This window comes from Streptomyces yongxingensis, from assembly GCF_055597465.1.
The window spans coordinates 3,150,306-3,176,266 of sequence record NZ_CM145717.1 but is presented as its reverse complement, the minus strand read 5'-3'; the positions used below and the strand labels follow the sequence as shown (position 1 = coordinate 3,176,266).

Below are 25,961 nucleotides of genomic sequence, written 5' to 3'. Positions count from 1 at the left end.
GAACTTCACGACTTCCCGTCATGTGCTCATCCGGATACCCTCGGCCCGTGGCTATGGAGGAAGAAGACGCTTCGGGCGGGGCGGAGGCGCTCCAGCTCAGCGTCGACCGCAGCAGTCCGGTCCCGCTGTACTTCCAGCTGTCCCAGCAGCTCGAGGCGGCGATCGAGCAGGGGCGGCTGGCGCCCGGGAGCCTGCTGGGCAATGAGATCGAGCTGGCCGGGCGGCTCGGGCTGTCCCGCCCCACCGTCCGGCAGGCCATCTCGTCGCTGGTCGACAAGGGGCTGCTGGTGCGCCGCCGGGGCGTGGGCACCCAGGTCGTGCACAGCCAGGTCAAGCGCCCGCTGGAGCTGAGCAGCCTCTACGACGACCTGGAGGCGGCCGGTCAGCGCCCCGCCACCCAGGTGCTGCGGAACACCACCGAGCCCGCGAGCGCCGAGGTCGCCGCCGCGCTCGGCGTCGCGGAGGGCGAAGAGGTGGTGCTGATCGAGCGGCTGCGGCTGGCGCACGGCGAGCCCATGGCCCATCTGCGCAACCACCTCCCGGTGGGCCTGCTCAAGCTGGACAGCGCCGAGCTGGAGGACACCGGGCTCTACCGGCTGATGCGCGCGGCCGGGATCACCCTGCACAGCGCCCGCCAGGCGGTCGGCGCCCGCGCGGCCACCGCCGAGGAGGGGGAGCAGCTCGGGGAGCCGGCGGGCGCGCCCCTGCTGACCATGGAGCGCACGACCTTCGACGACACCGGCCGGGCCGTGGAGTTCGGCTCGCACACCTACCGGGCCTCGCGCTACGCCTTCGAGTTCCAGCTCCTCGTACGCCCCTGAACCCTGCCTCACACCGTGTGGTGCGCCCTTCGTCCTTGACGTGTCCCGCGTCCCCGGCTAGAAGTCCTCAAGCCGTACGGGCGCCGGGCCCCCGCCCATCCCGGCGATGACCGGTGACGGATACTTGGGCGGCGGCCGGGACCGATCATGCGGTGCCCGGCCGCGAAGGTGACAGCGGGACGAACACACAGTGAGAAGGGCGGGCCTTCGTGGTGACGGTGCGGAGAGGGGCACGCGCGATGACCGCCGCCGTGCTCGCGGCGGTGCTGGGTACGGCGTTGGCGGGCTGCAGCGATACGGGCGGCAAGCGGGCCGAGGAGCGGGCCGCCCGGGAGGCGGCCGCCGGGGGACGGGCGGCGGTCAACACCCCGAAGTGGACCTTCGCGATGGTCACCCACTCCGGCGACGGCGACACCTTCTGGGACATCGTCCAGAGCGGTGCCAAGCAGGCCGCGGTCAAGGACAACATCAAGTTCCTCTACGCCCACAACGAGGAGGGCAAGGAGCAGGCCCAGCTGGTCCAGTCCTACATCGACCAGAAGGTCGACGGCCTGATCGTCACCCTCGCCAAGCCCGACGCCATGAAGTCCGTGGTGAACAAGGCCCGCAAGGCCGGGATACCGGTGATCACCGTCAACTCCGGCGCCGAGGTGTCCAAGGCGTTCGGCGCGCTCACCCACGTCGGCCAGGACGAGACCATCGCGGGCGAGGCCGTCGGCGACGAGCTCGACAAGCGGGGCCAGAAGAAGGCGCTGTGCGTGATCCACGAGCAGGGCAACGTCGGCCTCGAGCAGCGCTGCGACGGCGCGGCCAAGACCTTCGACGGCAAGATGGAGAAGATCTACGTCGAGGGCACCAACATGCCCGATGTGCAGTCCTCGATCGAGGCCAAGCTCCAGTCCGACAAGGGCATCGACACCGTGCTGACCCTCGGCGCACCCTTCGCGGACACCGCCGCCAAGGCCGCCGATCAGGCGGGCAGCAAGGCCGAGATCGACACCTTCGACCTCAACGCCAAGGTCGCCGCCGCGCTCCAGGACGGCACCCTCGGCTTCGCCGTGGACCAGCAGCCGTATCTCCAGGGCTATGAGGCCGTGGACCTGCTGTGGCTCAACCGCTACAACGCCGATGTGCTCGGTGGCGGCAGGCCGGTGCTCACCGGTCCGCAGATCATCACCAAGGACGACGCCGCCGAGCTCGCGTCGTACACGAAGCGGGGGACCCGATGAGCGCGGAGGCACCGCCCGCCGAGGAGGAGCTCTCGTCCCCGCGGCCGGTGCGCGGCTCGCTGCCGCGCCGACTGGTGGGCCGTCCGGAGCTGGGCGCGGTCGTCGGCGCCGTCGCCGTCTTCGTCTTCTTCTCGATCGTCGCCGACGCCTTCCTCCAGTGGTCCAGCTTCAGCACCGTGCTGTACGCCTCCTCGACCATCGGGATCATGGCGGTGCCGGTGGCGCTGCTGATGATCGGCGGGGAGTTCGATCTGTCGACCGGGGTCCTGGTGACCAGCTCGGCGCTGATCTCCTCGATGTTCTCGTACCAGATGACGGCGAACGTGTGGGTCGGCGTCGGGGTGTCCCTGCTGGCCACCCTCGCGATCGGCTTCTTCAACGGCTATCTGCTGGTCCGCACCAATCTGCCGAGCTTCATCATCACGCTCGGCACCTTCCTGATCCTCCAGGGCTGCAACCTCGGCTTCACCAAGCTGATCAGCGACACCGTCTCCACCAAGAGCATCGCCGACATGGAGGGCTTCCCCTCCGCCCGTAAGGTCTTCGCCTCGCATCTGACCATCGGGGACGTCGAGGTGCAGATCACCGTCCTGTGGTGGTTCGCCCTGATCGCGCTCGCCACCTGGATCCTGCTGCGCACCCGCGCGGGGAACTGGATCTTCGCGGTGGGCGGCGCCAAGGAGGCGGCCCGCGCGGTCGGCGTGCCCGTGGAGCGCACCAAGATCGGCCTCTATCTGGGCGTCGCGCTGGCCGCCTGGATCTCCGGCCAGCATCTGCTGTTCAACTACGACGTCGTCCAGTCCGGCGAGGGCGTGGGCAATGAGCTGCTTTACATCATCGCGGCCGTCATCGGCGGCTGTCTGCTGACCGGCGGCTACGGCTCGGCGGTCGGCGCGGCCGTCGGCGCGTTCATCTTCGGCATGACCAACAAGGGCATCGTCTACGCGCAGTGGGGCGCCGACTGGTTCAAGTTCTTCCTCGGGGCGATGCTGCTGCTCGCCACGCTGCTCAACTGGTGGGTCCGTAAGCGGGCGGAGGAGAGTAAATGAGCACGTCCCGGACATCCAAGGCATCTCAGACGTCTCCGGCGTCCCGGGCGGCCCTGGTCGCGCTGAGCGGCATCAGCAAGTACTACGGCAACGTCAAGGCCCTGGACGGCGTCTCCCTCGAGGTGCGCGCCGGGGAGATCACCTGCGTCCTCGGGGACAACGGTGCGGGCAAGTCCACCCTCATCAAGATCGTCGCGGGGCTGCACCAGCACGACGGCGGCACCTTCGCCATCGAGGGGGAGGAGACCCGGCTGGGCTCCCCGCGCGAGGCCCTCGACCGCGGGATCGCCACGGTCTACCAGGACCTGGCCGTGGTCCCGCTGATGCCGGTGTGGCGGAACTTCTTCCTGGGCTCGGAGATCCACAAGGGTCGCGGGCCGTTCCGCCGCCTCGACGTGGCGGCGATGCGCACCACCACCCACCGCGAACTGCTGCGCATGGGCATCGATCTGCGCGATGTCGACCAGCCCATCGGCACCCTCTCCGGCGGTCAGCGCCAGTGTGTGGCCATCGCCCGCGCCGTCCACTTCGGCGCGAAGGTGCTCATCCTGGACGAGCCCACGGCGGCGCTGGGCGTCAAGCAGTCCGGGGTCGTGCTCAAGTACGTCGCGGCCGCCCGGGACGCGGGCCTCGGCGTGGTCCTCATCACCCACAACCCGCACCACGCCTATCTCGTCGGCGACCGCTTCGTGCTGCTCAAGCGCGGCGCCATGGCGGGCAGCCACGCCAAGGACGAGATCGCCCTGGAGGAGCTCACCCGGCAGATGGCGGGCGGCAGCGAGCTGGAGCAGCTCAGCCATGAGCTGGCCCGCACCCCCGCCCCCGATCTGTCGGGAGGGGTCGCCAAGGGCTGAGCGGGTTCGCCAAGGGCCGCGCGGCCGGGTCGTCGGCCGTGTTCCGGTGCTTTCCGGGGGTCGCGCGCCGTAGGCTCGCCATGCGGCATGAGGCGCGGGTGAGGCACAATCGCACGGCGGGCCACACCCGCCACGACCGACGCACCCGAGGCCCCGCGGCCTCCCGAGACCCCCGCAGGGACGACGAACTCTTGCGAGCACGTACCCGCAGCGACCGTACCCCCCACACCGGCGAGGGGGCCGGCCGATGAGCATCTACCGCGAACGAGTGCACCGGGGCTCGGCCCGGGCCACCGTGCTGCGGACCGTCGGCACCCGTGAGCGCCGCTCGCACCTCAGCGCGCCCCGGGTGCCCACGGTCGGCATCGACATCGGCGGCACCAAGGTGATGGCCGGGGTCGTCGACGCCGACGGCACCATCCTCGAGAAGCTGCGCACCGAGACGCCGGACAAGTCCAAGAGCCCCAAGGTCGTCGAGGACACCATCACCGAGCTGGTGCTGGACCTCTCCGACCGGCACGATGTGCACGCCGTGGGCATCGGCGCCGCGGGCTGGGTGGACGCCGACCGCAACCGCGTGCTGTTCGCCCCGCACCTGTCCTGGCGCAACGAGCCGCTGCGCGACCGGCTCGCGGAGCGGCTCGCCGTCCCGGTCCTGGTCGACAACGACGCCAACGCCGCCGCGTGGGCGGAGTGGCGGTTCGGCGCCGGACGCGACGAGGACCATCTCGTCATGATCACCCTCGGCACCGGGATCGGCGGTGCGATCCTGGAGGACGGCCAGGTCAAGCGCGGCAAGTACGGGGTCGCCGGGGAGTTCGGCCATATGCAGGTCGTCCCGGCCGGCCACCGCTGCCCGTGCGGCAACCGCGGCTGCTGGGAGCAGTACAGCTCCGGCAACGCCCTGGTCCGCGAGGCCCGTGAACTGGCCGCCGCCGAATCGCCGGTGGCGTACGGGATCAACGACCGGGTCGGCGGCAACATCCAGGAGATCACCGGGCCGCTGATCACCGAGCTGGCCCGCCAGGGCGACGCCATGTGCGTCGAACTGCTCCAGGACATCGGCCAGTGGCTCGGCGTCGGGATCGCCAATCTCGCCGCCGCCCTCGACCCCTCCTGCTTCGTCATCGGCGGCGGCGTCAGCGCCGCCGACGATCTGCTGATCGGGCCCGCCCGGAACGCCTTCCGGCGCACCCTCACCGGCCGCGGCTACCGGCCGGAGGCCCGGATCGTCAAGGCGCAGCTCGGCCCCGAGGCCGGGATGGTCGGCGCCGCCGACCTCGCCCGGCTGGTCGCCCGCCGCTTCCGCCGCGCCAACCGCCGCCGCGTCGAGCGGTACGAGCGCGCCGGGTCCTCCTCCCCGCTGCGGCTGGCGCCGCGCGGCCAGGCAGGCCGCGAGTGACCGCCGCCGACCAGCGGCCCGGCGCCGCGATGCCCCCGGCCGACGGCATGCGCCCCGGCGGGCCCACACCGGGCGGGCCCATGCCCGGCGGGCCCGTGCCCGGTGGCGGCCGTCCGCCCCGCCGCTGGCTCAAGATCCTGGTCGTCTTCCTGCTGATCGCGATCCCCGCGGGCTATCTGGTGATCTCCGCCCTCCAGAGCCGCAACGGCGGTGAGGACAAGGCGGAGGCGGCGTCGGCCAAGGGCCTTGAGGCGGGATATCCGACCCGGGTGCAGCGGCGCATATACGACGTGCCGGTGCCGCCCTACTCCAAGAAGGTCGCCTTCTACGAGACCAACTCCTGGAAGGTCAGCTCGCTGTACGTGCAGTTCGTCACGTCCCGCGAGGGCCTCGACTCCTTCCTGACCAAGCTCGGCACCCGCCGCTCCGCCCTGGACAAGGGCGAGGTGACCATCACCAAGCAGCAGGCCAGCAAGGTCGGTTGGCAGGTCGGAGCCCCCGGTCACGACTGGGCGGGGATGGTCATCAAGCAGAAAGACCCGCAACCCAAGCTGAGGATCACAGTCAAGTTCGACAACCCGGTGCATCCGAAGGTTTACGTGGTCTCCACGGTCACGCCGTAAGGACTTCACATCCTGGGCGCATCGCGCCCGAAAGCCCCGCCACCCGTGTCGGATACCGTTTTCGGGTGAGCGAGACGAAGACACTTCAGTACCGGACCGACGGCCCCGAGGACGGGCCCGTGCTCGTCCTCGGACCGTCGCTGGGCACCACCTGGCACATGTGGGACCGCCAGATACCCGAGCTCTCCCGCCACTGGCGCGTCCTCCGCTTCGACCTCCCCGGCCACGGCGGCGCTCCCGCCCACCCGGCCCCCTCCGTGGCCGAGCTCGCCGCCCGGCTGCTGGCCACCCTCGACCAGCTCGGCGTCGAGCGCTTCGGCTACGCGGGCTGCTCGATCGGCGGGGCCATCGGTGCCGAACTCGCCCTGCGACATCCCCATAGAGTGGGCTCACTCGCCCTGGTCTCCGCCTCCCCGCGCTTCGGCACCGCCGACTCCTTCCGGCAGCGCGGCGTCGTGGTCCGCACCAATGGCCTCGACCCGATCGCCCGCGCCACCCCCGAGCGCTGGTTCACCCCCGGCTTCGCCGCCGCCCAGCCCGCCATCGTCGAGTGGGCCGTTCAGATGGTCCGCACCACCGACCCCGGCTGCTACATCGCCGCCTGCGAGGCCCTCGCCGCCTTCGACATCCGCGCCGAGCTCAGCCGGATCGGCATCCCCACCCTCGTGGTGGCCGGCGCCGACGACCAGGTCACCCCGGCCGCCGACGCCCGCGTCCTGGTCGCCGGGATCGCCGACGCACGGCTCGCGCTCGTCCCCGGTGCCTCCCATCTCACCCCCGTCGAGCAGCCGATGGCCGTCACCGATCTGCTGGTGCGCCACTTCTCCAGCTCCTGGCAGAGCCCGGACCACCCGACCGGGATGACCGCGATCCCCGCGCCCCCGCCCAAGCCCGTGCTCTCGCCCGTGCCGCCCGGCGCCGAGGTCGTCGAATACGGGCACAACGTGCCCGAACCGGTGCTGGACGCCCGCGCCGACGCGTACGACCAGGGCATCAAGGTGCGCCGCGAGGTGCTCGGCGACGCCCATGTGGACCGCGCGCAGTCGCTGGCCGACGAGTTCACCGGCGACTTCCAGGACTTCATCACCCGCTACGCCTGGGGCGAGGTGTGGACCCGGCCCGGAATCGACCGGCGGATCCGCAGCGTGGTCACCCTCACCGCCCTCGCCGCCCGCGGCCACCTCGACGAACTCGCCTTCCACACCCGGGCCGCGCTGCGCAACGGGCTGACCCCCACCGAGATCAAGGAGGTGCTGCTGCACACCGGCGTCTACTGCGGGGTGCCGACGGCGAACTCCGCCTTCGCCGTGGCCCAGCGGATCATCCGGGAGGAGACGAGCCCGGAAGGCTGAGCGGACGAGCCCGCGAGGCCCAGGAGACAAGCCCGGAAGGGCAGTGCGGTCAACGGGGGCCGCGGTAGCACAATGATCTCCATGAAGCTCACCAAGAAGGGCCATGCCTGCGTCCGGATCGAGAAGGACGGGCAGACGCTCGTCATCGACCCCGGGGCCTTCAGCGAAGAGGACGCCGCGGTCGGCGCGGACGCGATCCTGGTCACCCACGAGCACTTCGACCACTTCAACGAGGAGCGGCTGCGCACGGCGCTCGACGCCAACCCCGCCGCCCACATCTGGACCCTCTCCAGCGTCTCCCAGCAGATCTCGGCGGCGTTCCCCGGGCGGGTGCACACCATCGGGGAGGGCGACTCCTTCACCGCGGCGGGATTCGACATCGAGGTCCACGGCCAACTGCACGCCGTCATCCACCCCGACCTCCCCCGGATCACCAATGTGGGCTATCTGCTGGACGGGGCGCTCTTCCACCCCGGCGACGCCCTTACCGTGCCCGCCGGGCGGCGGGTGGACACGCTGATGCTGCCGGTGCACGCCCCCTGGAACAAGTTCGCCGAGATCCTCGACTATGTCCGCGCGGTCGGCCCGCGCCGGGCCATCGACATCCACGACGCCCTGCTGTCCGACGTCGCGCACATGGTCTACGGGCGGATGCTCGGCCCCGAGGGCCCCGGTACGGAAGGCGCCGAGCACCTGCGGCTGACCCCGGGCGAATCCCTCACCCTCTGAGGGCCGGGCCGGCTGTCAGAGCCGGGATGTAGGTTGTGGCCTATGCGCATCGCGACCTGGAACGTCAATTCGATCACCGCCCGGCTGCCCCGGCTGCTGGCCTGGCTGGAGAGCAGCGGCACGGACGTCCTGTGCGTCCAGGAGACCAAGTGCGCCGAGTCCGCCTTTCCGTACGAGCCGCTCCGCGAGCTCGGCTACGAGGCCGCGGTCAACGCCACCGGCCGGTGGAACGGAGTGGCGCTGCTCTCCAAGGCCGGGCTCACGGACGTCACCGTGGGCCTCCCCGGCGGCCCGGACTACGACGGCGGCCAGGAGCCGCGGGCGATAGGCGCCACCTGCGGCCCGGTCCGCCTCTGGTCGGTCTATGTGCCCAACGGCCGGGAGATCGGCCACCCCCACTACGACTACAAGCTGCGCTGGCTGGAGGCGCTGCGCACGGCCGTCGCCGGGGACGCGGCCGGTGAGCGCCCCTTCGCGGTCCTCGGCGACTTCAATGTGGCGCCGACCGACGAGGACGTCTGGGACCGCTCCGCCTTCGACGGGCTGACCCATGTGACGGACCTGGAGCGCGAGGCCCTGGCGGCGCTGCGCGAGTCGGGCCTTTCGGACGTGGTGCCGCGGCCGCTGAAGTACGACCGCCCCTTCACCTACTGGGACTACCGCGAGCTGTGCTTCCCCAAGAACCGCGGCATGCGCATCGACCTGGTCTACGGCAACGAGACGTTCGCCAAGGCGGTCGGCGACGCGTATGTGGACCGCGAGGAGCGCAAGGGCAAGGGCGCCTCCGACCACGCCCCGGTCGTCGTCGACCTGGAGGTGTGACCCCGCGGCGGGGCGGAGCGTCCTTACGGGTCGGAGCCTCCTCAAGAAACGGAGCGCCCTCAAGAGCCGGAGCGTCCTTAAGAGCCGGAGCATCCTTACGAGGAGGGGGAGCCCCCTGAGGCTCCCCTACCCGATCAGCTTCCGCAGGTCGATCGACTCCGCCATCGCCCGCAACCCCGCGTCGCCCGGGTGCAGATGGTCCCCGCTGTCATAGGCGGGCAGGATCCGCGCCGGGTGCTCGGGGTCCCGCACCACCGCGTCGAAGTCCAGCACGGCGTCGAACACTCCGCCGCTGTCCCGGATGAAGGCGTTGACGGCCGAGCGCCGCGCGTCCGCGTCCGCCGTGCACAGCGACTCGCCCTCGCACGGGGCGATGGTCGCCCCGACCACCCGCAGCCCGCGCTCCCGCACCCGCGACGCGACCGACCGCAGACCCGCGATCAGCTCCTCGGCCGAGCTGCCCCACCGCAGATCGTTGATGCCCTGGAAGACGACGACCGTACGGGCCCCGGTCTGGGCGAGCACATCCCGCTCCAGCCGGTGCTGGGTGCTGACCCCGCCGGTGTCCGTGGAGACGCCCTCGCCGGGATAGCGGTCGGCGACCACGCGGTTGGCGGAGATGCCCGCGTTGAGCACCCCGTACGCCGGGACCTCGGACTGGCCGCGCAGCCGCCGCGCGAGCACATCGGGCCAGCGGCGGTTGGCGTCATTGGTGGACTTGGTGCCGTCGGTGATCGAGTCGCCGAGCGCCACCACCGAACCCGGCCCGCCCCGCACATCGACCCCGGTCAGGAACGGCCAGGTGGTGAGGGTGCCGGTGTAGGACGTAGCCCCCGGCTCGGCGGTGCGGTCACCGCTGCCCGCCGCGCTCAGATACGACCGCTGGGTGGCCTGGCTGTGCACCGGCACCGCCGCGACCGGACCCGGCAGATGGATGCTCACCAGCAGATTGGCGTCCGCCGGGACCGGGAAGTCCACCGGATCGCTGAACACCTGCGCGCCCGCGGGGATCGAGGTCCCCGGCCGCCCGTCGAAGGTCAGCGGCACCGGTGACCCCTGTGCCGCCGCGCCGCTCGCCTGGAGCGCGACCGTCGCATGCCCGATCTCCACGGGCGACGCGGCGAAGGTGTTCTCCAGCCGGACCCGGGTCCTCGGCCCGCCCGCGCTGGTGTGCACCACCAGCCGCAGCGTCTGATCGGTCCACGGCCCGACCTTGGTGTACCCGGCGGTGCTCGCCGCCCAGCTCCCGGTCCACCCGTACGCGGGCTGCCGCAGCGACGCGGCGAAGACATGGAGGTCGGCCGCCGGGCCCGGATCCCTCGGCAGCACCACCGACGCGACCTCCCAGCCGCGCTCCAACGGCACCGGCACCGCGTACAGCCGGGCCGTCTCCTGCCGCTGCCCGGCGGCGGTGTTGAGATGGGGGAGCCCGACCGCCTTGGTGGCGGCGGGGCCCGCCCGCCAGTCCGGCGCGCTCAACGTGTACGGATGGCTCGACCCGTCGCGGTAGCGCACCGTTCCGACGCCGCTCGCCCCGGCGCCGGGCCCGTTCGGCGAACTGCTCGCCACCAGGAAGGTCAGCGCCTCGCCGAGGCCGCGCAGCCGCACCGCCTGGCCGTCGGCGACCACATTGTCCGGCCGTGCCCCCGCGCTCCTGGGCCAGGTCAGCCGCGCCGCGTCCAGGGCGATATCGCGCCCCGGGGTCCAGCCGGCGGCCCGCAGATCCTGCGCGGAGAGCGAGGCGCCCGCACCGTCGAAGTCGGCGTCACCCGGCCGGGTGTCATCGCTGACCGCCCGGTTGTCGAAAAGCCGCTCCAAAGGGAGCGGCTTGTGGGTCGGCACGTCGGCCGGTGCGGCGGAGGAGGGTGCGATGAGTGCGAGGGTGACACCTCCCGCGACGATCCCGGCGGTTGTCCACGGTCTCGCGACGCGCATATGTGTCCCCTCTCGCAACCAACCCGACCGGTGATTCGACAGGTGCCCGGAGAACGTATGGAGGCAGGTGGGTGTCGTCAAGACAAGCATCGGGTCACAGCTCATACCGCGCGCCCTGTGGTGCGCCGGTGGCCTGGATGCCACGCTGAGCGGTATGAACATCTCCTTCTTGGGCAACTGGCGCAAGCGACGTGGCCCCGCCTCGGGCGCGGCCCTGATGGGTGCCCAGGAGGAGGACCCCCAGGGCGTCGCCCAACTGCTCTCCGAATGCGAACTTTTGCGTGCGCGGGCCTCCGACGCGGGTATCGGGCTCGATGACTCCACGGCCTCCCTGGAGGCGCTGGACCAGATGGCGCCACGCTGGCGCGACGACCCGGACGAGCTCCCCTGGCTCGGTAACGACGCGGGTCTCTACCTGGGCACGGTCATCGTCCGCACCGTCCCCGGGGCCGTCTGGCAGGTGTGGCCCAACGGCCGGCCCGTCGTCCGGCTGGCCTCCGGCCGGGAGGTCGACGTCGTGGAGGCCGGTCAGCAGTGGGCCGCCGACGGCGCCCCCGAACTCTCCCAGCGCTACGCCGAGGTCGCCGAGGCATAGAGGGCGCCCGACCGGTCGTGACGCCTGCGGCGGGCCGTTCCCCTCCCCGCCCCTTCCCACAACTGGGGCTTCGCCCCAGACCTCGTGCCGGGGCTTCGCCCCAGACCCCGGACCGGGGCTCCGCCGCAGCCCCCGCCCTGGGGCTTCGCCCCAGACCCCGGGGGGTTGACGAGCCGGCCGTCGCGCCGTGAACACCTGCGCCGCGGGCTGATCGCGGTCCGCACGCCGACGCGGCGGGCGACCGGGCGGACGCCCGCGCACATCCGGGTCGCCCGGCCGGGGTCCGGGGCGGAGCCCCACCACGCGGCGGAGCCGCATATCGATGCTGCGGGAAGGGGCGCGGAGGGGAACGGCCCGCCGCGGGCGTCACGATCCGCCGGACACCTCGTAAGCCCTGTCGGGCGGTATCCGCCCTTGAGCGCGTGTCCGTACTCAAAGCTCCGCAGCTGTCCGGATAGCTTGCGCTGACCGGGAGACCGCTGACCCGGGGACACGCGGAAGGTGGGTGGGGCCGGGTATGGCCGTCGGTGAGCCGTTGATCGAGCTGCGCGGCGTCAACAAGCACTTCGGCGCGCTGCACGTTCTGCGGGACATCGACCTCACCGTCGGGCGCGGCGAAGTCGTCGTGATCATCGGCCCCTCCGGCGGCGGCAAGTCCACCCTGATCCGGACCATCAACCGGCTGGAGACCGTCCAGTCCGGCTCCATCGTGGTCGACGGCCGACCGCTGCCCGAGGAGGGCAAGGAGCTGGCGCGGCTGCGCGCCGAGGTCGGCATGGTCTTCCAGTCGTTCAACCTCTTCGCCCACCGGACCGTGCTGGACAACGTGATGCTCGGTCAGACCAAGGTCCGCCGCCGCGCCAAGCAGGATGCCGAGCGGCGCGCCCGCGAGCTGCTGGACCGGGTCGGACTCGCCGACCAGGCCGCGAAGTTCCCCGCCCAGCTCTCCGGCGGCCAGCAGCAGCGCGTGGCCATCGCCCGCGCGCTGGCGATGGACCCTCAGGTGATGCTCTTCGACGAGCCGACCTCCGCCCTCGACCCCGAGATGATCAATGAGGTGCTGGAGGTGATGCGCCGACTCGCCCAGGACGGCATGACCATGGTCGTGGTCACCCATGAGATGGGCTTCGCCCGCTCCGCCGCGAACCGGGTGGTCTTCATGGCCGACGGCGGGATCGTCGAGGACCGTACGCCGGAGGAGTTCTTCCGGGCCCCCGAGAGCGAGCGCGCCCGGGACTTCCTGTCCAAGATCCTCAAGCACTGAGCCGGGTGATGACGGACATGAGGCGTCTGCGCCGCGCGACCGCCGCCCTCACCACCGCCCTGGTCCTGCTGCTCATGCCCGGCTGCGGCAAGGAGGGCAGCCCGCCCGCCAAGGGCCCCCGGGCCGAGAAGCTGCCCACCTACAAGGTGGACACCCATTTCCGGCTGCCCGCCTCGCCCACCTGGCGCCGGGCCGAGCGCCGCGGCCATCTCACCGTCGGGGTCAAGGAGGATCAGCCCTATCTGGGCGAGCGGGACCCGGCCACCGGCCGCTACTCGGGCTTCGACATCGAGATCGCCCGCATGATGTCCGCCTCCCTCGGCTTCGCCCCGAGCACCATCCGGTACCAGACCATCGCCTCCGCCAACCGTGAGACCGCCCTCCAGAGCGGCCAGATCGACTACTACGTCGGCACCTACACCATCAATCCGCTGCGCAAACGGCTGGTCGGCTTCGCCGGGCCGTACTTCATGGCCGGTCAGTCGCTGCTGGTGCGCACCGACGAGAACGACATCCACGGCCCCGCCGACCTCGCGGGCAGGACCGTCTGCTCGGTGGCCGGCTCCACCCCGCTGCAGCGCATCCAGGCCGACTACCCCAAGGCCCACGCGGTCGCCTACGACACCTACTCGGTGTGCGTGGACAACCTGCTCAGCTTCCAGGTGGACGCGGTGACCACCGACAACACCATCCTGCTCGGCTACGCGGCCAAGGCCCCCGACGAGCTGAAGCTGGTGGGCCGGCCCTTCTCCAAGGAGCCGTACGGCATCGGCGTGCCCAAGCGGGACAACGCGCTGCGCTTCGCGCTGGACGACGCGATCCTCTTCCACGAGCGCGACGGCGACTGGAAGAAGGCGTACGAGGCGACCCTCGGCCTCTCGGGTGTGCCCGCCCCCAAGCCGCCCCCCATCGACCGCTACCGCACCGGCTGAAGGCCCTCCCATGGACGTGCTCACCAAGAACTTCTCGCTCTACGGCAAGGGCTTCCTCGGCACTGTGCAGCTGACCGTCTACGCTTCGCTGCTCGCCCTCGCGCTCGGCATCCTCATGGCCGCCTTCCGGGTGGCGCCGGTCGCCTCGCTGCGCGTGTTCGGCACCGTCTGGGTGTCGGTGCTCCGCAACACCCCGCTGACGCTGCTGTTCTTCGCGGTGATGCTGGGGCTGCCGCGCTTCGGTCTTGTGCTGCCGTTCACCGTCTTCGCGGTGATCGCGCTCGGCTGCTACACCTCGGCCTTCATCTGCGAGGCGGTGCGAGCGGGCATCAACACGGTGCCGGTGGGGCAGGGCGAGGCGGCCCGCAGCCTGGGCATGACGTTCGACCAGACGCTGAGCGCGGTGGTGCTGCCGCAGGCGTTCCGCACGGTCATCCCGCCCATCGGCTCGACCCTGATCGCGCTCGCCAAGAACTCGGCCATCGCCGGATCGTTCAGCGTCACCGAACTGCTCGGCACCTACAAACCCCTCAACGAGCGGGGTTACAGCATCATCTGGTCCTTCGTCTGGATCGCCGCCGGGTACCTGATCATCACCCTCGCCATCAGCGCGATCTTCTCCCTGCTGGAGCGGCGCTGGGGGGTGCCGCGATGACCGCCCCCTCGATCACCAGCGCCCTCTACGACGTCCCCGGGCCCCACACCCGTCGGCGGCACCGGATGTACGCGCTGGCCGGGACGGCCGTGCTGCTGGTCCTGCTCGGCTGGATCGTCTATCTCCTCATCCACACCGGTCAGTTCGCCTACCGCAAGTGGATGCCGTTCGAGTACAAGGGCATCCAGGAGCTGCTGCTGAACGGGCTCGCGGGCACCCTCAAGGCGTTCGGCATGGCCGCGGTGCTCTCGCTCGCCCTCGGCGGGGTGCTCGCCGCCGGGCGGCTCTCCGAGCGCCGCCCGCTGCGCTGGGTGGCCACGCTGGTGGTGGAGTTCTTCCGGGCGATGCCCGTGCTGGTGATGATCTTCTTCGTCTTCGTGGCGCTGCGGGTCCAGCCGCTGCCCGCCCTGGTGACCGGGCTGACGCTGTACAACGGCTCGGTGCTGGCCGAGGTGTTCCGGGCCGGGGTGAACTCGGTGGACCGCGGCCAGCGCGAGGCGGCGTACTCGCTCGGCCTGCGGAAGACGCAGGTCATGATGTCCGTACTGGTACCGCAGGGGGTGCGGGCGATGCTCCCGGCCATCATCAGCCAGCTCGTGGTGGCCCTGAAGGACACCTCCCTCGGCTTTCTGATCACCTATGAGGAGTTTCTGCACGCCGGAAAGCTGATCGCGTCCAATCTCGACTACGACCTGCCGTTCATCCCGGTGGTCATGGTGATCTCACCGATCTACATCGGGATGTGCATGCTGCTGTCGTGGTTCGCCAACTGGGTGGCCAAGCGGGAGCGGCGCAGTGTGAAGACCCGCCAGGTCGAGGTCGCCGCCGCGGAACCGGCCGCCCCGATGCCGGGGGACACCCGCGGCTGAGCCGGGACGGCCGGAGGGAGTCTCGGTTGCTTCGGTCGCTTCAGTCGCGGACCGGGATCGTGAGGTGGGACGGGTCGGCGTCCGGCGACGAGAACGTGAGGTGTGCGCCGTCGGGGTTGTGCTCGATGTAGAGCGGGTCGACGGTGTCCACGACCAGCGCCAGCCGGTGACCGGCCGGGACGTCGTACGCGGTGGAGAACAGCTCCAGGTCCACGGCGAAGGGCGTGCCCGGGGTGCGGTCGTGGAAGGTGAACGGGGCGTGGGTGATGAGCTTGCCGACGCCCAGCGGGCCCACGTCGTACAGATACGCCACCGCCGTACCGTCGGCGCGGTCGCCGGTCACGGTGGTGTGGAGCTTCACGGTGCCGCGGACGCGCTGCTCGCGGGCGTAGGCCCCGGTCTGCCAGACGGCCGCGTAGGACCGGGGCAGCAGCGGGACCGAGGCGAGCGGCGGGAGCTTCAGGAACTGGTCGAGGGCGCCGCCGAGCAGCACGGTTCCGGCGTTGGCGCCGGAGTCGTGGTTGGCGGTGACCTTCTCGGTGGCGGCGAGCGGGACGCGGCGCTGCTCGGAGGGGACGGCCGACCAACTGGGGTAGCCCTCGTAGTCGTCACCGTCCGCCGTACGGGACGTCAGCTGCACCGGCGCTTGGCGGTCGATGCCGTTGCGCTCGCCCTTGAGGTAGCGGTCGAGCCACTGCCGGGCGTGGTTCCAGGTGGTGTTGGGCAGTCCGAGCAGCCCGGTGAGCTCGGCGGTGGCGTGGTCGCCGGGCCGCAGCTCCAGCCGTTTGGGGCCGGTCAGCTTCTCGAAGAAGTCGGCGTAGCTGTTGGGCGGGAAGATCGAGTCGCCCCAGGAGTTGCCCAGCATGATGGCCGCGCCATTGGCGTTGATCCGGTCGAGGTAGGTGGCGGCGGAGCGCTTCTCGCCCCAGGCGATCAGATCCTTTTCCTTGGCCAGATTGGAGGAGAAGAAGTCATCGAGGATCTGCCGGAACTCCTCGCTGGGCCGGCCGGTCAGCGCCCCGGCCCCGGCGAGCAGCCCGGCGGCCTGGGTGTGCTGGGTGCGGCCGCTGTAGATCGAGCCGACCAGGTCCGCCCAGCCGCTCATGGCCACCACGGCCTTGATCCGCGGGTCGGCACCGGCCGCGAGCAGACTGATCCCGGCGCCGTAGGAGAGCCCGGCCATGCCGATGTGGTCGGGGTCGGCCGGGGTGTTGGCGAGCGCCCAGTCGATGACCTTGGACGCGTCGGCGATATCGGGCGGCCCGGCCGTCTCGATCCTCCCGCCGGACTGCCAGAAGCCGCGGGTGTTGTAGGTCAGCACCACATAGCCGGTTTCGGCGAGCTTCTTGGCCTGGGCGAGATATTCGACCTGGGGCAGGGACCAACTGGTGGGCAGGACGACGAGGGGGAGGCGGTGGGAGGCGTCGGCGTTCGCGGGGGCCACGACGTTGGCGGCCAGGTTGACGCCGCCGCCGCCGGGGATGTCGACGAAGCGGACGGAGACGCCGGAGGAAGTGGCGGTGGAGGCGGCTGTGGTGGCGGTCGGGGCCGGTGCCGCGGCGGCGGTGGCGGGGGCGAGGCCGAAGGCCGCACCGGCCATGACGGTGACGGAGAGGGCGGCGGCGGTCGTGGGGCGGAGGGCTTTTCGGGCAGGGGTCACGATGGCTCCTGGTGGGGGATGCCGTGGGGGCAGGGGAGCACCGGTGCTTGTGACCTGACGGTAACTCGGGTGTTTACCGGCGGTAATAGTGCGGTAAGTTACGCGTGGGTAACGATAGAGGGTCGCAGTCGGCTGCCGGGGCCGGCCCGGCCCGGGGCGCTATCCGGGGGCCGGACCCGCCAGGGTCCGGCCCCGCCTATGCGGAATTCCGCTCGCGCGGAACCCCGCCGGTGCCGAGATGTGACCGCGCGTTGAGTCCCGGCCCCGGGGCTGGGTGTGGGGCACGGGCTGGGCCCCGGCCCCCGCGTTTGGGGGTGTCCGACGGATCGTGACACCTGCGGCGGCCTGTTCCCCTCCCCGCCCCTTCCCGGCAGCACCGATATGCGGCTCCACCGCGGGGGTCTCCGCCCCGGACCCCGGATCGGGGCTTCGGCTCTTCCCGCGGCATCGATATGCGGCTCCGGCCGCGTGGCGGGGCTCCGCTCCGGGTCCGGGGTCCAGGGGCGGAGCCCCTGCCGCGCGGCGGAGCCGCAGATGGATCCTGCGGGAAGGGGCGGGGAGGGGAAAGCCTCGATATGCGGCTCCGCCGCGTGGCCCCCGGACACCCCGTAGCGCCGCTCGCGCGGGATCGCGCCCACCGTGCAAGCCTCGGCCCCAGGCCCTCGGTTGGGCCCGGACCGGGCCCGGGACCGCGCTACGTGCCGCCCGCCCCGCGAGCGTTCAGCGTCGGGCGCCCTTGCGGCGGATCTTGATGTTCCGCATGTCCGTCACGCCGATCCTCAGGATCCGATGGGGGTAACCATGCGCGGCCAGGGCCGCGATGGCCCGTTCGGTCGCCTCCCGCTCGCCGTCATCCGGCTCCGCCGCAACCTCGCAGCGGAAGGTGAACGCCGAAAGGCTGCGGTCGCAGGTGAAGGTGCCCGCCTCGGTGAAGGCCACCTGGACGGCGTCGACCGCACCGCGCAGCGCCTCGCGACCGTCCTCGCCCAATTCCTCGAAGGCACCCCGGATCGTCACTCGGAACACGATCGCTCCTCCCGTCCCTCCCGGACCGCATAGCCGAGCATCGGCGCGCCGAGCATCTCCTCGATGGCGTCGAGGAGTTCGGTCACCGCCTTGGCGATGGCGTCGGGTCGCTCGCCCGCCGTGACGCGCCGTCCGATCTCGCCGAAGATCAGCGAGTGATAGCCGCTGATCTGGGCGGCCACCACACGCGGCAGCGGATCCTCCGGCGCCGCGCCGGTCTCCTCGGCGAGCACGGCGGCCAGTTCGTCGTTCATCCGGTGGCCGAGCTCCTCCAGCCGGGCCAGCAGCGTGGGGGCGGCCCGCATCATCGCGAAGAACGGGCCGAAGCCCTCGGTCAGCCCCAGCGAGCGGTCGCGCCGCTCCACCTCCTCGCGCAGCCGGTCCAGCACCGCCTGGGCGGCGGACCGGCCGGGCGGGCGCTCGCGCACGATGTCGGCGAGCCGCCGGGGTGACGCCTGGTCGGGCGGCAGGACCAGGTCCTCCTTGGCCGGGAAGTAGTTGTAGACGGTGTTGACGGACACCTCCGCGGCCTCGGCGACCTCGGCGACCGTGACCCGGTCGAAGCCGCGCTCCAGGAACAGGCCGGTGGCCACGTCCGCGATCCGCTGGCGCGTGCGGCGCTTGTGCTTCTCCCGCAGTCCTTCGCTCATGGCCGTCAGTGTAGCCCGTTGCAAACTCGCACTCGCATGAAAGTTTTAAGTCGATTGCAAGTTTGGCGTGCGTTGTGCTCTGATCGGGGCATGTCCTCATCCGTCATCCGCGTTCACGGCCTCACCCGGACGTTCTCGCTGGGCAGCGGCCCCGTGCACGCCGTCCGTGGGATCGATCTGACCGTCCGTCGCGGCGAGATCCTCGGCTTCCTGGGCCCCAACGGGGCCGGTAAGACCACGACCCTGCGCATGCTCACCACCCTGCTGCCGCCCAGTGGAGGCGAGGCCGAGATCGCCGGGCGCGATCTGCTCCGCGATCCGGCGGGCGTGCGCCGGCGGATCGGCTATGTGGCCCAGTCGGGCGGCCTGGACCCCGGGTGCTCCGTACGCGAGGAACTGGTCACCCAGGGGCGGCTGCATCTGATGTCCAAGGGCGCGGCGGCCGGGCGTGCCGAGGAACTCGCCGGTGAGCTCGGCCTGTCGGGGCTCATGGACCGCCCGACCGCCGCCCTGTCCGGCGGTCAGCGCCGCCGGGTGGAGATCGCGCTGGGCCTGGTCAACCGGCCCGAGGTGCTCTTCCTCGACGAGCCCACGACCGGTCTCGACCCGGGAAGCCGGGCCGAGCTGTGGGATCTGGTGCGGCGCGTCCGCGCCGAGCACGGCACCACGGTCTTCCTCACCACCCACTACCTGGACGAGGCCGATGCGCTCGCCGATCGGATCGTGGTCGTGGACGCCGGGCGGATCGTCGCCGAAGGTACCTCCGCCGAGCTCAAGAGCCGCCATGCGGGCGATCCGGCCGCCAGCCTCCAGGACGCCTTCCTCGCGATCACCGGCCGGGGCACGGCCGATCAGCCCCTCGCCATCTAGGGGTGTCCGACGGGTCTCGCCGCCTGTGGCGGGCTGTTCCCCTCCCCGCCCCTTCCCGAAACTGGTGCTCCGCCCCAGACCCCGGACCGGGGCTCCGCCCCGGACCCCCCATCGGGGGTTCGCCTCAGGCCCTGGACCGGGGGCGCCTCAGATCCTCGGTCGGGGGTTCGCCCGAGGCCCCGTGCCGGGGCTTTGCCCCAGGCCCTGGACCGGGGGCGCCCCAGATCCTCGGTCGGGGGTTCGCCCGAGGCCCCGTGCCGGGGGTTCGCCTCAGGCCCTGGACCGGGGGCGCCTCAGATCCTCCATCGGGGCTTTGCCCCAGATCCCGGGCCGGGGGTTCCCGGACCCGCGGATCGGGCGCTCGCCCGAGACCCAGATCGGGGCTCCGCCCCCGGGCCGGGGCTTTGCCCGAGATCCCGGGGCGGGGCTCCGCCCGAGACCTGCGGGTCGGGGCTTCGCCTCAGACTCGCGGACCGGGGGGTTCGCCGGAGACCTCGGACCGGGGGTTCGCCCCAGGTCCCGGATCGGGGCTCCGCCCCTTCCCGCGGCTCCGGCCGCGTGGCGGGGCTCCGGCCCGGGTCCGGGGTCCAGGGGCGGAGCCCCTGCCACGCGGCGGAGCCGCAGATGGATCCTGCGGGAAGGGGCGGGGAGGGGAAAGCCTCGATATGCGGCTCCGCCGCGCGGCCGCCGGACACCCCGTAACGCCAGCTACGACATCCGACACATCCAAGGGCCTCTTATGACTCTTCTCGCCCACACCGGCATCATCTTCGGCCGCTGTCTGCGCTCAACGCTTCGCTCGAAGACCAATCTCTTCTTCGGAATGCTTCAGCCGCTGCTCTTCCTCGCCCTCTTCGGCCCTCTGCTGACCGAACTCGACATGGGCGTCAGCGGATCGTCCTGGCAGACGCTGGTCCCCGGTGTGCTCGTCCAGCTCGCCCTGCTCGGCGGGTCGTACGTCGGGCTCGGCCTGCTGATGGACCGCAACCTCGGCGTACTGGACCGGATGCGGGTCACCCCGGTCAGCCCGCTGGCGCTGCTGCTCGGCCGCACCCTGCGTGATGTCGTCCAGCTCGTGGCCCAGTCGGTGCTGCTGGTGCTGCTCGGCCTGGCCTTCGGGCTGCGCGCGCCGCTCCTCGGCGTGCTGCTCGGGCTGCTGTTCGTGGCCGTGCTCGCGGCGGCCCTGTCCGCGCTCTCCTACGGGCTGGCCATGAACGTCCGTACGGCCCCGGAGTTCGCCGCCATCGCCAATACGGCGGGCATGCCGCTGATGCTGCTCTCCGGGCTGCTGTTGCCGATGACCCTGGCCCCCGGATGGCTGGCGGGCGCCTCGCGCGCCGTGCCGTTCCGCTACACGGTCGACGCGGTGCGCCAGGTGTTCCTGGGGCACTACGCCACCACCACGGTCGCCGTCGGGGCGGCCGTCACCCTGGCCCTGGCGGCCCTGTGCCTGATGGGTGGGGCGCGGCTGTTCGGCCGGGTTCGCGGCTGACGACCCAGCCGTCCTTGGCTGACCCAGCCGTCCTTGGCCGACTCCGCGGTCCTTGGCCGCCTCAGTCGTCCTTCGCGGCCGCCTTCGCGGCGGCGCGGGGGCCGACCGAGGTGGTCGCGGACTTGGTCACATCCGCGACCACCTCCACCAGATCCGGGCCGTACGCCTGCGAGTTGACCACCTTCAGCAGCAGGCAGAAGGAGCCCTGCGCGCCGTACTTCCGGGCCAGCCGGGCGCGGTTGCGGACGAGGTGGCGTACGGCGGCGCGATGGGTGACCGGCCGCTGCCCGGCGGCCAGGAAGACCGGGCGGCTTTCGTCGCCCGCCGTCAGCCGGGCCAGCAGCACATGCTCGACCGCGCCCGGATCCGGGCGGTAGTGGGTACCGGCGATGGTGAACATCCCCCGGTCCGTGCCGGAGTCGTCCCCCGGGTGCACGGTGACGCCCGGCAGTAGATTGGTCATATGGGCGGCGAGCCTGCGGTGCGCGGTCGGATCGCCGACGCAGAACTCGGTGCGCGCCCCGAAGCCCTGCAGCCCCGTGTCATGCGGGGCCACCTCGGCGTGCGCCCCGCAGTTCTCCACGACCGATGCCAGCCCCAGCAGCGCCAGCGCGTCATGGCGGGGGATGCTCCAGTGGGCCGAGGTGCTGTCCCGGTGGGTGACCATCACACACTCCGACCCGTCCGGCAGACCGAAGAAGCGCTGCTCGCGGGCGCGCTTGCGGCGCGCGAACGCGGAGTGCACGGCCCAGCCGGCGGCCAGGCCCACGATCAGGGCGGCCGCGGAGGCGATCAGGTCCTGCAGGGTGTCTGTCATGGCCGCGCATCGTAGCGGCCGACCGGGTACACGTTCGAGCGTACGGATGAACGAACGCCGAAACGGACACATGAACGGATGGGGGACCGATGCACCCCTGTTGGGGGCATGTGGCTCGCGGGTAGGCTCCGGCCCCTGTCATTTCGCTTGGAGGTCACGGATGGGGCACGCCGCACGACCAGCCGCATCGTCAACCAGGTCCACCACCGACGCATCCGCCGGGTCCGCCGAGTCCGCCGAGTCCGCCGGTTCCGCCGCGGCGGCCGTCCGGCGCCGGTTGCCCGCGCTCGCCGCCGCGGCCGGAATGGTCGCCGTACTGGGCGTCGTCCCGGCCGGTGCCGCCGGGCACGGGAGCGCCGACAAGGGCGCTCCCGCCAAGACGCCCGTGGCCGTCGGCTACGGCGGCGCGGTCTCCAGCGTGGACCCCGACGCCTCGGCGGCCGGGATCGACGTCCTGCGGCACGGGGGCAACGCGGTGGACGCGGCGGTGGCGACCGCCGCCGCGCTCGGGGTCACCGAGCCGTACTCGGCGGGTGTCGGCGGCGGCGGATACTTCGTCTACTACAACGCCGAGCGGCACAAGGTCTACACGCTCGACGGCCGCGAGACCGCGCCCCGCAGCGCGGACCAGAAGCTCTTCCTCGACAAAAACGGTAAAGCGCTGCCGTTCGCCGACGCCGTCACCAGCGGGCTGAGCGTCGGTACCCCCGGCACCCCCGCCACCTGGAACGACGCCCTGAAGGACTGGGGCACCCGATCGCTGGGGCAGGTGCTGCGGCCCGCCGAGCGGCTGGCCCGCGACGGGTTCACGGTCGACCCGACCTTCCGTCAGCAGACCGCCGACAACCAGGCCCGCTTCAAGGACTTCCCGGCCACCGCCAAGCTCTTCCTGCCCGGTGGCGAGCCCCCGGCGGTCGGCTCGACCTTCCGCAACCCCGACCTGGCCCGTACCTACGCGCTGCTGGCCAGGAAGGGCGTCGGCGCCGTCTACAAGGGCGAGCTGGGCCGCGACATCGTCGACACCGTGCGCAAGCCGCCCGTCGACCCGAAGGCGCAGCGCGTCGTGCGCGCGGGCGATCTGACCGCCGAGGACCTGCGGTCCTACGGGACGAAGCGGCAGGCCCCGACCCGGACCGACTACCGCGGTCTGGACGTGTACGGCATGGCGCCCTCGTCCTCCGGCGGCACGAGCGTCGCCGAGGCGCTCAACATCCTGGAGAAGACCGACCTCTCCAAGCTCAGCGACGTCGACTATCTGCACCGCTATATCGAGGCCAGCCGGATAGCGTTCGCCGACCGGGGCCGCTGGGTCGGCGACCCCGCCGCCGAGGACGTCCCCACCAAGGGGCTCACCTCACAGCGGTTCGCCGACTCCCGGGCCTGCCTGATCAAGGACGACGCGGTGCTGAAGAGCCCCGTCCCGCCGGGTGACCCGAACAACCCGTCCGGGCCCGGCTCCTGCGACGCCCGGGGCCACGCCGCCCCGACCACGTACGAGGGCGAGAACACCACGCATCTCACGGTCGCCGACAAGTGGGGCAACGTGGTGGCCTACACCCTCACCATCGAGCAGACCGGCGGCAGCGGGATCACCGTCCCCGGCCGTGGCTTCCTGCTCAACAACGAGCTGACCGACTTCTCCTTCGCGCCCGCCGATCCCGCCGTCCACGACCCGAACCTGCCGGGCCCGGGGAAGCGGCCGCGCTCGTCCATGTCGCCGACGATCGTGCTGGACGGCCACAAGCCGGTGCTGGCGCTGGGCTCCCCGGGCGGGGCGACCATCATCACCACCGTGCTCCAGACCCTGCTGAACCATCTCGACCGGGGCATGCCGCTGGTCGACGCGATCGCCGCACCGCGCGCCAGCCAGCGCAACGCCGCCCAGACGGAGCTGGAACCGGGACTGTGGAACGGCCCGGAGCGCGCCAAGCTCGAGGCACTCGGCCACTCCTTCAAGCAGAACCCCGAGATCGGGGCGGCCACCGGTGTGCAGCGGCTGTCCGGCGGACGGTGGCTGGCGGCGGCCGAGACCGAACGGCGGGGCGGCGGCTCGGCGATGGTGGTGAGCCCGAAGCGCTGACCAGGTACGGCGGGCTCCGGCTCGGGGGAGCCCGCCGTACTCGGGGGCGCGTTGAGTGTGCCGCGCGCCCCGGGGCGCCTCTCTCCGCCCCTCCGGCCCTGGACGGCTGGACGCCCCACCGGATCCGCCACCGTGCCCTCACGCACGACGCCGAGGCCGGTGACGCGCCGCGAGTCGCACTGACACAGATCGTCAACTGATTGATCCTTACGGGCCTGGTCGCTGTCCTGACCGTGCGTAAGGATTTTGCGCACGCGGCAGTGCGGCATTCGCGCACTCGATCCGCTGCCGCCCGCCACCGCGCCGAGTGTTCAGGCGGATCCACGAGAGAAGGAAGCACACCTTATGCGCGCCCTTGTGGTCGATCACAGCGAGGCCGGACCCGTCCGGTTCGCCGATGTCGATGAGCCCGTGCCGTCCGCCGGTGAGGCGTTGGTGGAGATACGGCACATCGGTCTCAATTTCGGCGAGCTGAGGTACCCGCACGAGTGGCCGGCCGGCGCTGTGCACGGTCACGACGCGGCCGGCGTCGTGGTGCGCGCCGCATCCGACGGCTCGGGGCCGCCCGAAGGCGCGCGCGTCGCGCTGGGAATGGCTCCCTACGCCTGGGCGGAGCGGGTGGCGGTCAGCCCAGCCTGGCTCGGCGCCGTCCCCGAGGGCGTGGATCTGGCCGACGCCGCCGCGCTGGGGGTCGCCGGGGTCACCGCATTGCGGGTGCTGCGCAAGCGTTCCCTGCTGGCGCGTAACGTCCTGGTCACCGGCGCCAGCGGGGGCGTGGGGCACTTCGCCGTCCAGCTGGCGGCGTTGGCGGGCGCCCGGGTGACGGCGCTTGTCGGTTCGCCGGACCGGGCTGCCGGACTCCGCGAACTCGGGGCCGACGAGGTCCTGACCGACCTGGCCGAGACCGAGGGCCGGTTCGACCTCGTCCTGGACACGGTCGGTGGACCGCTGGTGGGCCAGGCGTGGAGTTCCCTCGCCGAGGGCGGCACCATCCACCTGGTCGGTTTCTCCTCGGGGCAGGACACCACGTTCCCCTCAGGGACCTTGTTCGGCTTCGGCGAACCACGCACCATCGCCACCTACGGCGACATGACGCCGCCCAGCGAGGAGCTGACGGACCTGCTGGGCCTCATGGCCGCCGGGAAGCTCTCGGCACCGGTCGGACTGCGAGGCGACTGGCAGGACGTGGACGACGCCATCCAGGCACTGTTCACGCGGAAGGTGCACGGAAAGATCGTTCTTGACGTGGTCTGACGCCCGTCGAACGAGAATGGAACCATGGACGTACTCGCGGAGGTCTTGCGTGTTTCGGGTGCGCGAGGGGCGCTCGGGGTCGTGCTGAAGGCCGGAGGGACCTGGGGCCAGTGGCTGGACTCCTATCCAGGAGCGGCACTGCACGTGGTGTCCCGCGGCACGATGTGGCTCCACGTCCCAGGCGAGAAACCCCTGGAGGTGCGGGCCGGAGACGCCGTCCTGGTGTCGCCGGGCACCGCACACGGGATAGCCGGCGGCTCCAGCGTGACGATGGGTTCCTGCGACCGTGAGGCGGCGGTCCAGGCCCTCGCCGATGGCAGAGCCCTCCAACTGGGCTCGGCCCCGGCGCAGACGGAAGTGATCGTCCTGCACTATGAGCAGGACCCGGAGGTGAGCACACCGGTGCTCACCTCCCTGGCCCGGCCGATGCACGTCGCAGCCCGGGAGAACGCACAGCTCAGAAGGACCGTCGAGCTTCTCACGGCGGAGCTCGCACAGCCGCAGATCGGCACCACCGCCGCCGTCAACAGCATCGTCGACCTTCTGCTCGTCCAGTTCGTACGCGCCTGGCTGGCCCGCCATCCGGAGGAGCGGTCCGGCTCATGGCTGGGCGCGATGCGTGACCCGGTCGTGCGCGACGCCCTGGCATGTGTCCACGCCCAACCGGAACACCCCTGGACCACGGAGACCCTGGCCGCCGCGACCAGCGTCTCCCGGGCGACGCTGTCCAGGCGCTTCCGGTCCGCTCTCGGACAGACGCCCGGCGCGTACGTGACGCAGTGGCGCATGGACCTGGCGTCCGTCCGGCTCCGCGATACCGATGAATCGGTCGAGTCGATATCCGGCGCGGTCGGATACGGCTCTCCGCACGTTTTCAGCCGTGCCTTCCGACGTGCCCGGGGCATGGCCCCGGGCGAGTACCGTTCTCGACTCCGCAAGTGATCGTTTGTCACCTGGTTCACCGCTCGTCAACGGCACCCC

24 protein-coding genes are annotated in these 25,961 nt (G+C 71.7%); 19 read left to right on the top strand and 5 right to left on the bottom strand.

The window, feature by feature from the left end:
• Window positions 1-53: 53 nt before the first annotated feature.
• The 9 genes from ACZ6TD_RS13345 (at window position 54) to ACZ6TD_RS13305 (ending at window position 8,881) form a co-directional block, all read left to right on the top strand.
• Window positions 54-821 (top strand): GntR family transcriptional regulator, encoded by a 768-nt coding sequence (locus ACZ6TD_RS13345; protein WP_471357703.1) that lies wholly within the window; start codon window positions 54-56, stop codon window positions 819-821.
• A gap of 239 nt (window positions 822-1,060) precedes the next feature.
• A complete protein-coding gene (locus ACZ6TD_RS13340; RefSeq protein ID WP_471353792.1) occupies window positions 1,061-2,050 on the top strand; it encodes a sugar ABC transporter substrate-binding protein in 990 nt (329 codons plus the stop codon).
• Window positions 2,047-3,099 (top strand): ABC transporter permease, encoded by a 1,053-nt coding sequence (locus ACZ6TD_RS13335; protein WP_471353791.1) that lies wholly within the window; start codon window positions 2,047-2,049, stop codon window positions 3,097-3,099. Before ACZ6TD_RS13340 ends, ACZ6TD_RS13335 begins: the two co-directional genes overlap by 4 nt.
• Window positions 3,096-3,953: an ATP-binding cassette domain-containing protein gene (locus tag ACZ6TD_RS13330; RefSeq protein WP_471353789.1), complete on the top strand. Its 858-nt coding sequence runs from the start codon at window positions 3,096-3,098 to the stop codon at window positions 3,951-3,953. Before ACZ6TD_RS13335 ends, ACZ6TD_RS13330 begins: the two co-directional genes overlap by 4 nt.
• Window positions 3,954-4,200: 247 nt before the next feature.
• Complete coding sequence (locus ACZ6TD_RS13325) at window positions 4,201-5,355, top strand: ROK family glucokinase (protein ID WP_471353787.1); 1,155 nt, start codon at window positions 4,201-4,203, stop codon at window positions 5,353-5,355.
• The gene (locus ACZ6TD_RS13320; RefSeq protein ID WP_471353785.1) at window positions 5,352-5,978 is read left to right on the top strand and encodes a hypothetical protein; all 627 of its coding nucleotides are present in this window, start codon (window positions 5,352-5,354) and stop codon (window positions 5,976-5,978) included. Before ACZ6TD_RS13325 ends, ACZ6TD_RS13320 begins: the two co-directional genes overlap by 4 nt.
• 65 nt (window positions 5,979-6,043) lie before the next feature.
• Window positions 6,044-7,330: a bifunctional 3-oxoadipate enol-lactonase/4-carboxymuconolactone decarboxylase PcaDC gene (gene pcaDC / locus ACZ6TD_RS13315; RefSeq protein ID WP_471353783.1), complete on the top strand. Its 1,287-nt coding sequence runs from the start codon at window positions 6,044-6,046 to the stop codon at window positions 7,328-7,330.
• 81 nt (window positions 7,331-7,411) lie between these two features.
• Window positions 7,412-8,059 carry an MBL fold metallo-hydrolase gene (locus ACZ6TD_RS13310; protein WP_471353781.1) on the top strand — a complete coding sequence of 216 codons (648 nt, stop codon included), beginning with the start codon at window positions 7,412-7,414 and terminating at the stop codon, window positions 8,057-8,059.
• A gap of 42 nt (window positions 8,060-8,101) precedes the next feature.
• Window positions 8,102-8,881: an exodeoxyribonuclease III gene (locus ACZ6TD_RS13305; RefSeq protein WP_471353780.1), complete on the top strand. Its 780-nt coding sequence runs from the start codon at window positions 8,102-8,104 to the stop codon at window positions 8,879-8,881.
• Between the two features lie 126 nt (window positions 8,882-9,007).
• On the opposite strand, the gene ACZ6TD_RS13300 is transcribed toward ACZ6TD_RS13305, so the two are convergent.
• Window positions 9,008-10,816, bottom strand: coding sequence for an SGNH/GDSL hydrolase family protein (locus ACZ6TD_RS13300; protein WP_471353778.1), 1,809 nt, complete (start codon window positions 10,814-10,816; stop codon window positions 9,008-9,010).
• Window positions 10,817-10,970: 154 nt separating this feature from the next.
• On the opposite strand from ACZ6TD_RS13300, the gene ACZ6TD_RS13295 reads away from it, so the two are divergent.
• From ACZ6TD_RS13295 to ACZ6TD_RS13275, 5 genes are all read left to right on the top strand, one after another.
• A complete protein-coding gene (locus ACZ6TD_RS13295; RefSeq protein ID WP_471353776.1) occupies window positions 10,971-11,411 on the top strand; it encodes a DUF6278 family protein in 441 nt (146 codons plus the stop codon).
• 517 nt (window positions 11,412-11,928) lie between these two features.
• Window positions 11,929-12,675, top strand: coding sequence for an amino acid ABC transporter ATP-binding protein (locus tag ACZ6TD_RS13290; protein ID WP_471353774.1), 747 nt, complete (start codon window positions 11,929-11,931; stop codon window positions 12,673-12,675).
• Window positions 12,676-12,692: 17 nt separating this feature from the next.
• A complete protein-coding gene (locus tag ACZ6TD_RS13285) occupies window positions 12,693-13,607 on the top strand; it encodes a glutamate ABC transporter substrate-binding protein (protein WP_471357699.1) in 915 nt (304 codons plus the stop codon).
• Window positions 13,608-13,617: 10 nt separating this feature from the next.
• A complete protein-coding gene (locus ACZ6TD_RS13280; protein ID WP_471353773.1) occupies window positions 13,618-14,262 on the top strand; it encodes an amino acid ABC transporter permease in 645 nt (214 codons plus the stop codon).
• Complete coding sequence (locus tag ACZ6TD_RS13275; RefSeq protein ID WP_471353771.1) at window positions 14,259-15,131, top strand: amino acid ABC transporter permease; 873 nt, start codon at window positions 14,259-14,261, stop codon at window positions 15,129-15,131. The genes ACZ6TD_RS13280 and ACZ6TD_RS13275 overlap by 4 nt, the downstream gene beginning before the upstream one ends.
• A gap of 40 nt (window positions 15,132-15,171) precedes the next feature.
• Here ACZ6TD_RS13275 and ACZ6TD_RS13270 read toward each other — a convergent pair whose 3' ends face one another.
• The 3 genes from ACZ6TD_RS13270 to ACZ6TD_RS13260 all read right to left on the bottom strand — a co-directional run bounded on the left by ACZ6TD_RS13270 (window position 15,172) and on the right by ACZ6TD_RS13260 (window position 18,467).
• Window positions 15,172-16,791, bottom strand: coding sequence for a CocE/NonD family hydrolase (locus ACZ6TD_RS13270; protein WP_471353769.1), 1,620 nt, complete (start codon window positions 16,789-16,791; stop codon window positions 15,172-15,174).
• Window positions 16,792-17,511: 720 nt separating this feature from the next.
• Window positions 17,512-17,817 carry a DUF6204 family protein gene (locus ACZ6TD_RS13265; protein WP_471353767.1) on the bottom strand — a complete coding sequence of 102 codons (306 nt, stop codon included), beginning with the start codon at window positions 17,815-17,817 and terminating at the stop codon, window positions 17,512-17,514.
• The gene (locus ACZ6TD_RS13260; protein WP_471353765.1) at window positions 17,805-18,467 is read right to left on the bottom strand and encodes a TetR/AcrR family transcriptional regulator; all 663 of its coding nucleotides are present in this window, start codon (window positions 18,465-18,467) and stop codon (window positions 17,805-17,807) included. The genes ACZ6TD_RS13265 and ACZ6TD_RS13260 overlap by 13 nt, the downstream gene beginning before the upstream one ends.
• Before the next feature lie 90 nt (window positions 18,468-18,557).
• Here ACZ6TD_RS13260 and ACZ6TD_RS13255 point away from each other — a divergent pair, with 90 nt between their 5' ends.
• A complete protein-coding gene (locus tag ACZ6TD_RS13255; protein WP_471353763.1) occupies window positions 18,558-19,337 on the top strand; it encodes an ABC transporter ATP-binding protein in 780 nt (259 codons plus the stop codon).
• A gap of 739 nt (window positions 19,338-20,076) precedes the next feature.
• Window positions 20,077-20,829, top strand: a complete 753-nt coding sequence (locus tag ACZ6TD_RS13250) for an ABC transporter permease (protein ID WP_471353762.1) — start codon at window positions 20,077-20,079, stop codon at window positions 20,827-20,829.
• Between the two features lie 61 nt (window positions 20,830-20,890).
• Here the strand turns inward: ACZ6TD_RS13250 and ACZ6TD_RS13245 are convergent, their stop codons facing one another.
• Entirely contained in the window at window positions 20,891-21,646 is a 756-nt protein-coding gene (locus tag ACZ6TD_RS13245; protein WP_471353759.1) for a hypothetical protein, read from the bottom strand.
• A gap of 304 nt (window positions 21,647-21,950) precedes the next feature.
• Here ACZ6TD_RS13245 and ggt point away from each other — a divergent pair, with 304 nt between their 5' ends.
• The 3 genes from ggt (at window position 21,951) to ACZ6TD_RS13230 (ending at window position 25,922) form a co-directional block, all read left to right on the top strand.
• Complete coding sequence (ggt, locus tag ACZ6TD_RS13240; RefSeq protein ID WP_471357696.1) at window positions 21,951-23,726, top strand: gamma-glutamyltransferase; 1,776 nt, start codon at window positions 21,951-21,953, stop codon at window positions 23,724-23,726.
• A gap of 345 nt (window positions 23,727-24,071) precedes the next feature.
• Window positions 24,072-24,980 carry a zinc-binding dehydrogenase gene (locus ACZ6TD_RS13235; protein WP_471353757.1) on the top strand — a complete coding sequence of 303 codons (909 nt, stop codon included), beginning with the start codon at window positions 24,072-24,074 and terminating at the stop codon, window positions 24,978-24,980.
• A 24-nt stretch (window positions 24,981-25,004) separates the two neighbouring features.
• Window positions 25,005-25,922 carry an AraC family transcriptional regulator gene (locus tag ACZ6TD_RS13230; protein WP_471353754.1) on the top strand — a complete coding sequence of 306 codons (918 nt, stop codon included), beginning with the start codon at window positions 25,005-25,007 and terminating at the stop codon, window positions 25,920-25,922.
• Window positions 25,923-25,961 lie beyond the last annotated feature (39 nt).

What these genes read in the sequence shown, in the direction of transcription:
- ACZ6TD_RS13345 (WP_471357703.1), top strand. Translation starts at nt 54, where the DNA reads ATGGAGGAAGAAGACGCTTCGGGCGGGGCGGAGGCGCTCCAGCTCAGC.
- ACZ6TD_RS13340 (WP_471353792.1), top strand. Translation starts at nt 1,061, where the DNA reads ATGACCGCCGCCGTGCTCGCGGCGGTGCTGGGTACGGCGTTGGCGGGC.
- ACZ6TD_RS13335 (WP_471353791.1), top strand. Translation starts at nt 2,047, where the DNA reads ATGAGCGCGGAGGCACCGCCCGCCGAGGAGGAGCTCTCGTCCCCGCGG.
- ACZ6TD_RS13330 (WP_471353789.1), top strand. Translation starts at nt 3,096, where the DNA reads ATGAGCACGTCCCGGACATCCAAGGCATCTCAGACGTCTCCGGCGTCC.
- ACZ6TD_RS13325 (WP_471353787.1), top strand. Translation starts at nt 4,201, where the DNA reads ATGAGCATCTACCGCGAACGAGTGCACCGGGGCTCGGCCCGGGCCACC.
- ACZ6TD_RS13310 (WP_471353781.1), top strand. Translation starts at nt 7,412, where the DNA reads ATGAAGCTCACCAAGAAGGGCCATGCCTGCGTCCGGATCGAGAAGGAC.
- ACZ6TD_RS13305 (WP_471353780.1), top strand. Translation starts at nt 8,102, where the DNA reads ATGCGCATCGCGACCTGGAACGTCAATTCGATCACCGCCCGGCTGCCC.
- ACZ6TD_RS13300 (WP_471353778.1), bottom strand. Translation starts at nt 10,816, where the DNA reads ATGCGCGTCGCGAGACCGTGGACAACCGCCGGGATCGTCGCGGGAGGT.
- ACZ6TD_RS13295 (WP_471353776.1), top strand. Translation starts at nt 10,971, where the DNA reads ATGAACATCTCCTTCTTGGGCAACTGGCGCAAGCGACGTGGCCCCGCC.
- ACZ6TD_RS13290 (WP_471353774.1), top strand. Translation starts at nt 11,929, where the DNA reads ATGGCCGTCGGTGAGCCGTTGATCGAGCTGCGCGGCGTCAACAAGCAC.
- ACZ6TD_RS13285 (WP_471357699.1), top strand. Translation starts at nt 12,693, where the DNA reads ATGAGGCGTCTGCGCCGCGCGACCGCCGCCCTCACCACCGCCCTGGTC.
- ACZ6TD_RS13280 (WP_471353773.1), top strand. Translation starts at nt 13,618, where the DNA reads ATGGACGTGCTCACCAAGAACTTCTCGCTCTACGGCAAGGGCTTCCTC.
- ACZ6TD_RS13275 (WP_471353771.1), top strand. Translation starts at nt 14,259, where the DNA reads ATGACCGCCCCCTCGATCACCAGCGCCCTCTACGACGTCCCCGGGCCC.
- ACZ6TD_RS13260 (WP_471353765.1), bottom strand. Translation starts at nt 18,467, where the DNA reads ATGAGCGAAGGACTGCGGGAGAAGCACAAGCGCCGCACGCGCCAGCGG.
- ACZ6TD_RS13255 (WP_471353763.1), top strand. Translation starts at nt 18,558, where the DNA reads ATGTCCTCATCCGTCATCCGCGTTCACGGCCTCACCCGGACGTTCTCG.
- ACZ6TD_RS13250 (WP_471353762.1), top strand. Translation starts at nt 20,077, where the DNA reads ATGACTCTTCTCGCCCACACCGGCATCATCTTCGGCCGCTGTCTGCGC.
- ACZ6TD_RS13245 (WP_471353759.1), bottom strand. Translation starts at nt 21,646, where the DNA reads ATGACAGACACCCTGCAGGACCTGATCGCCTCCGCGGCCGCCCTGATC.
- ggt (WP_471357696.1), top strand. Translation starts at nt 21,951, where the DNA reads ATGGTCGCCGTACTGGGCGTCGTCCCGGCCGGTGCCGCCGGGCACGGG.
- ACZ6TD_RS13235 (WP_471353757.1), top strand. Translation starts at nt 24,072, where the DNA reads ATGCGCGCCCTTGTGGTCGATCACAGCGAGGCCGGACCCGTCCGGTTC.
- ACZ6TD_RS13230 (WP_471353754.1), top strand. Translation starts at nt 25,005, where the DNA reads ATGGACGTACTCGCGGAGGTCTTGCGTGTTTCGGGTGCGCGAGGGGCG.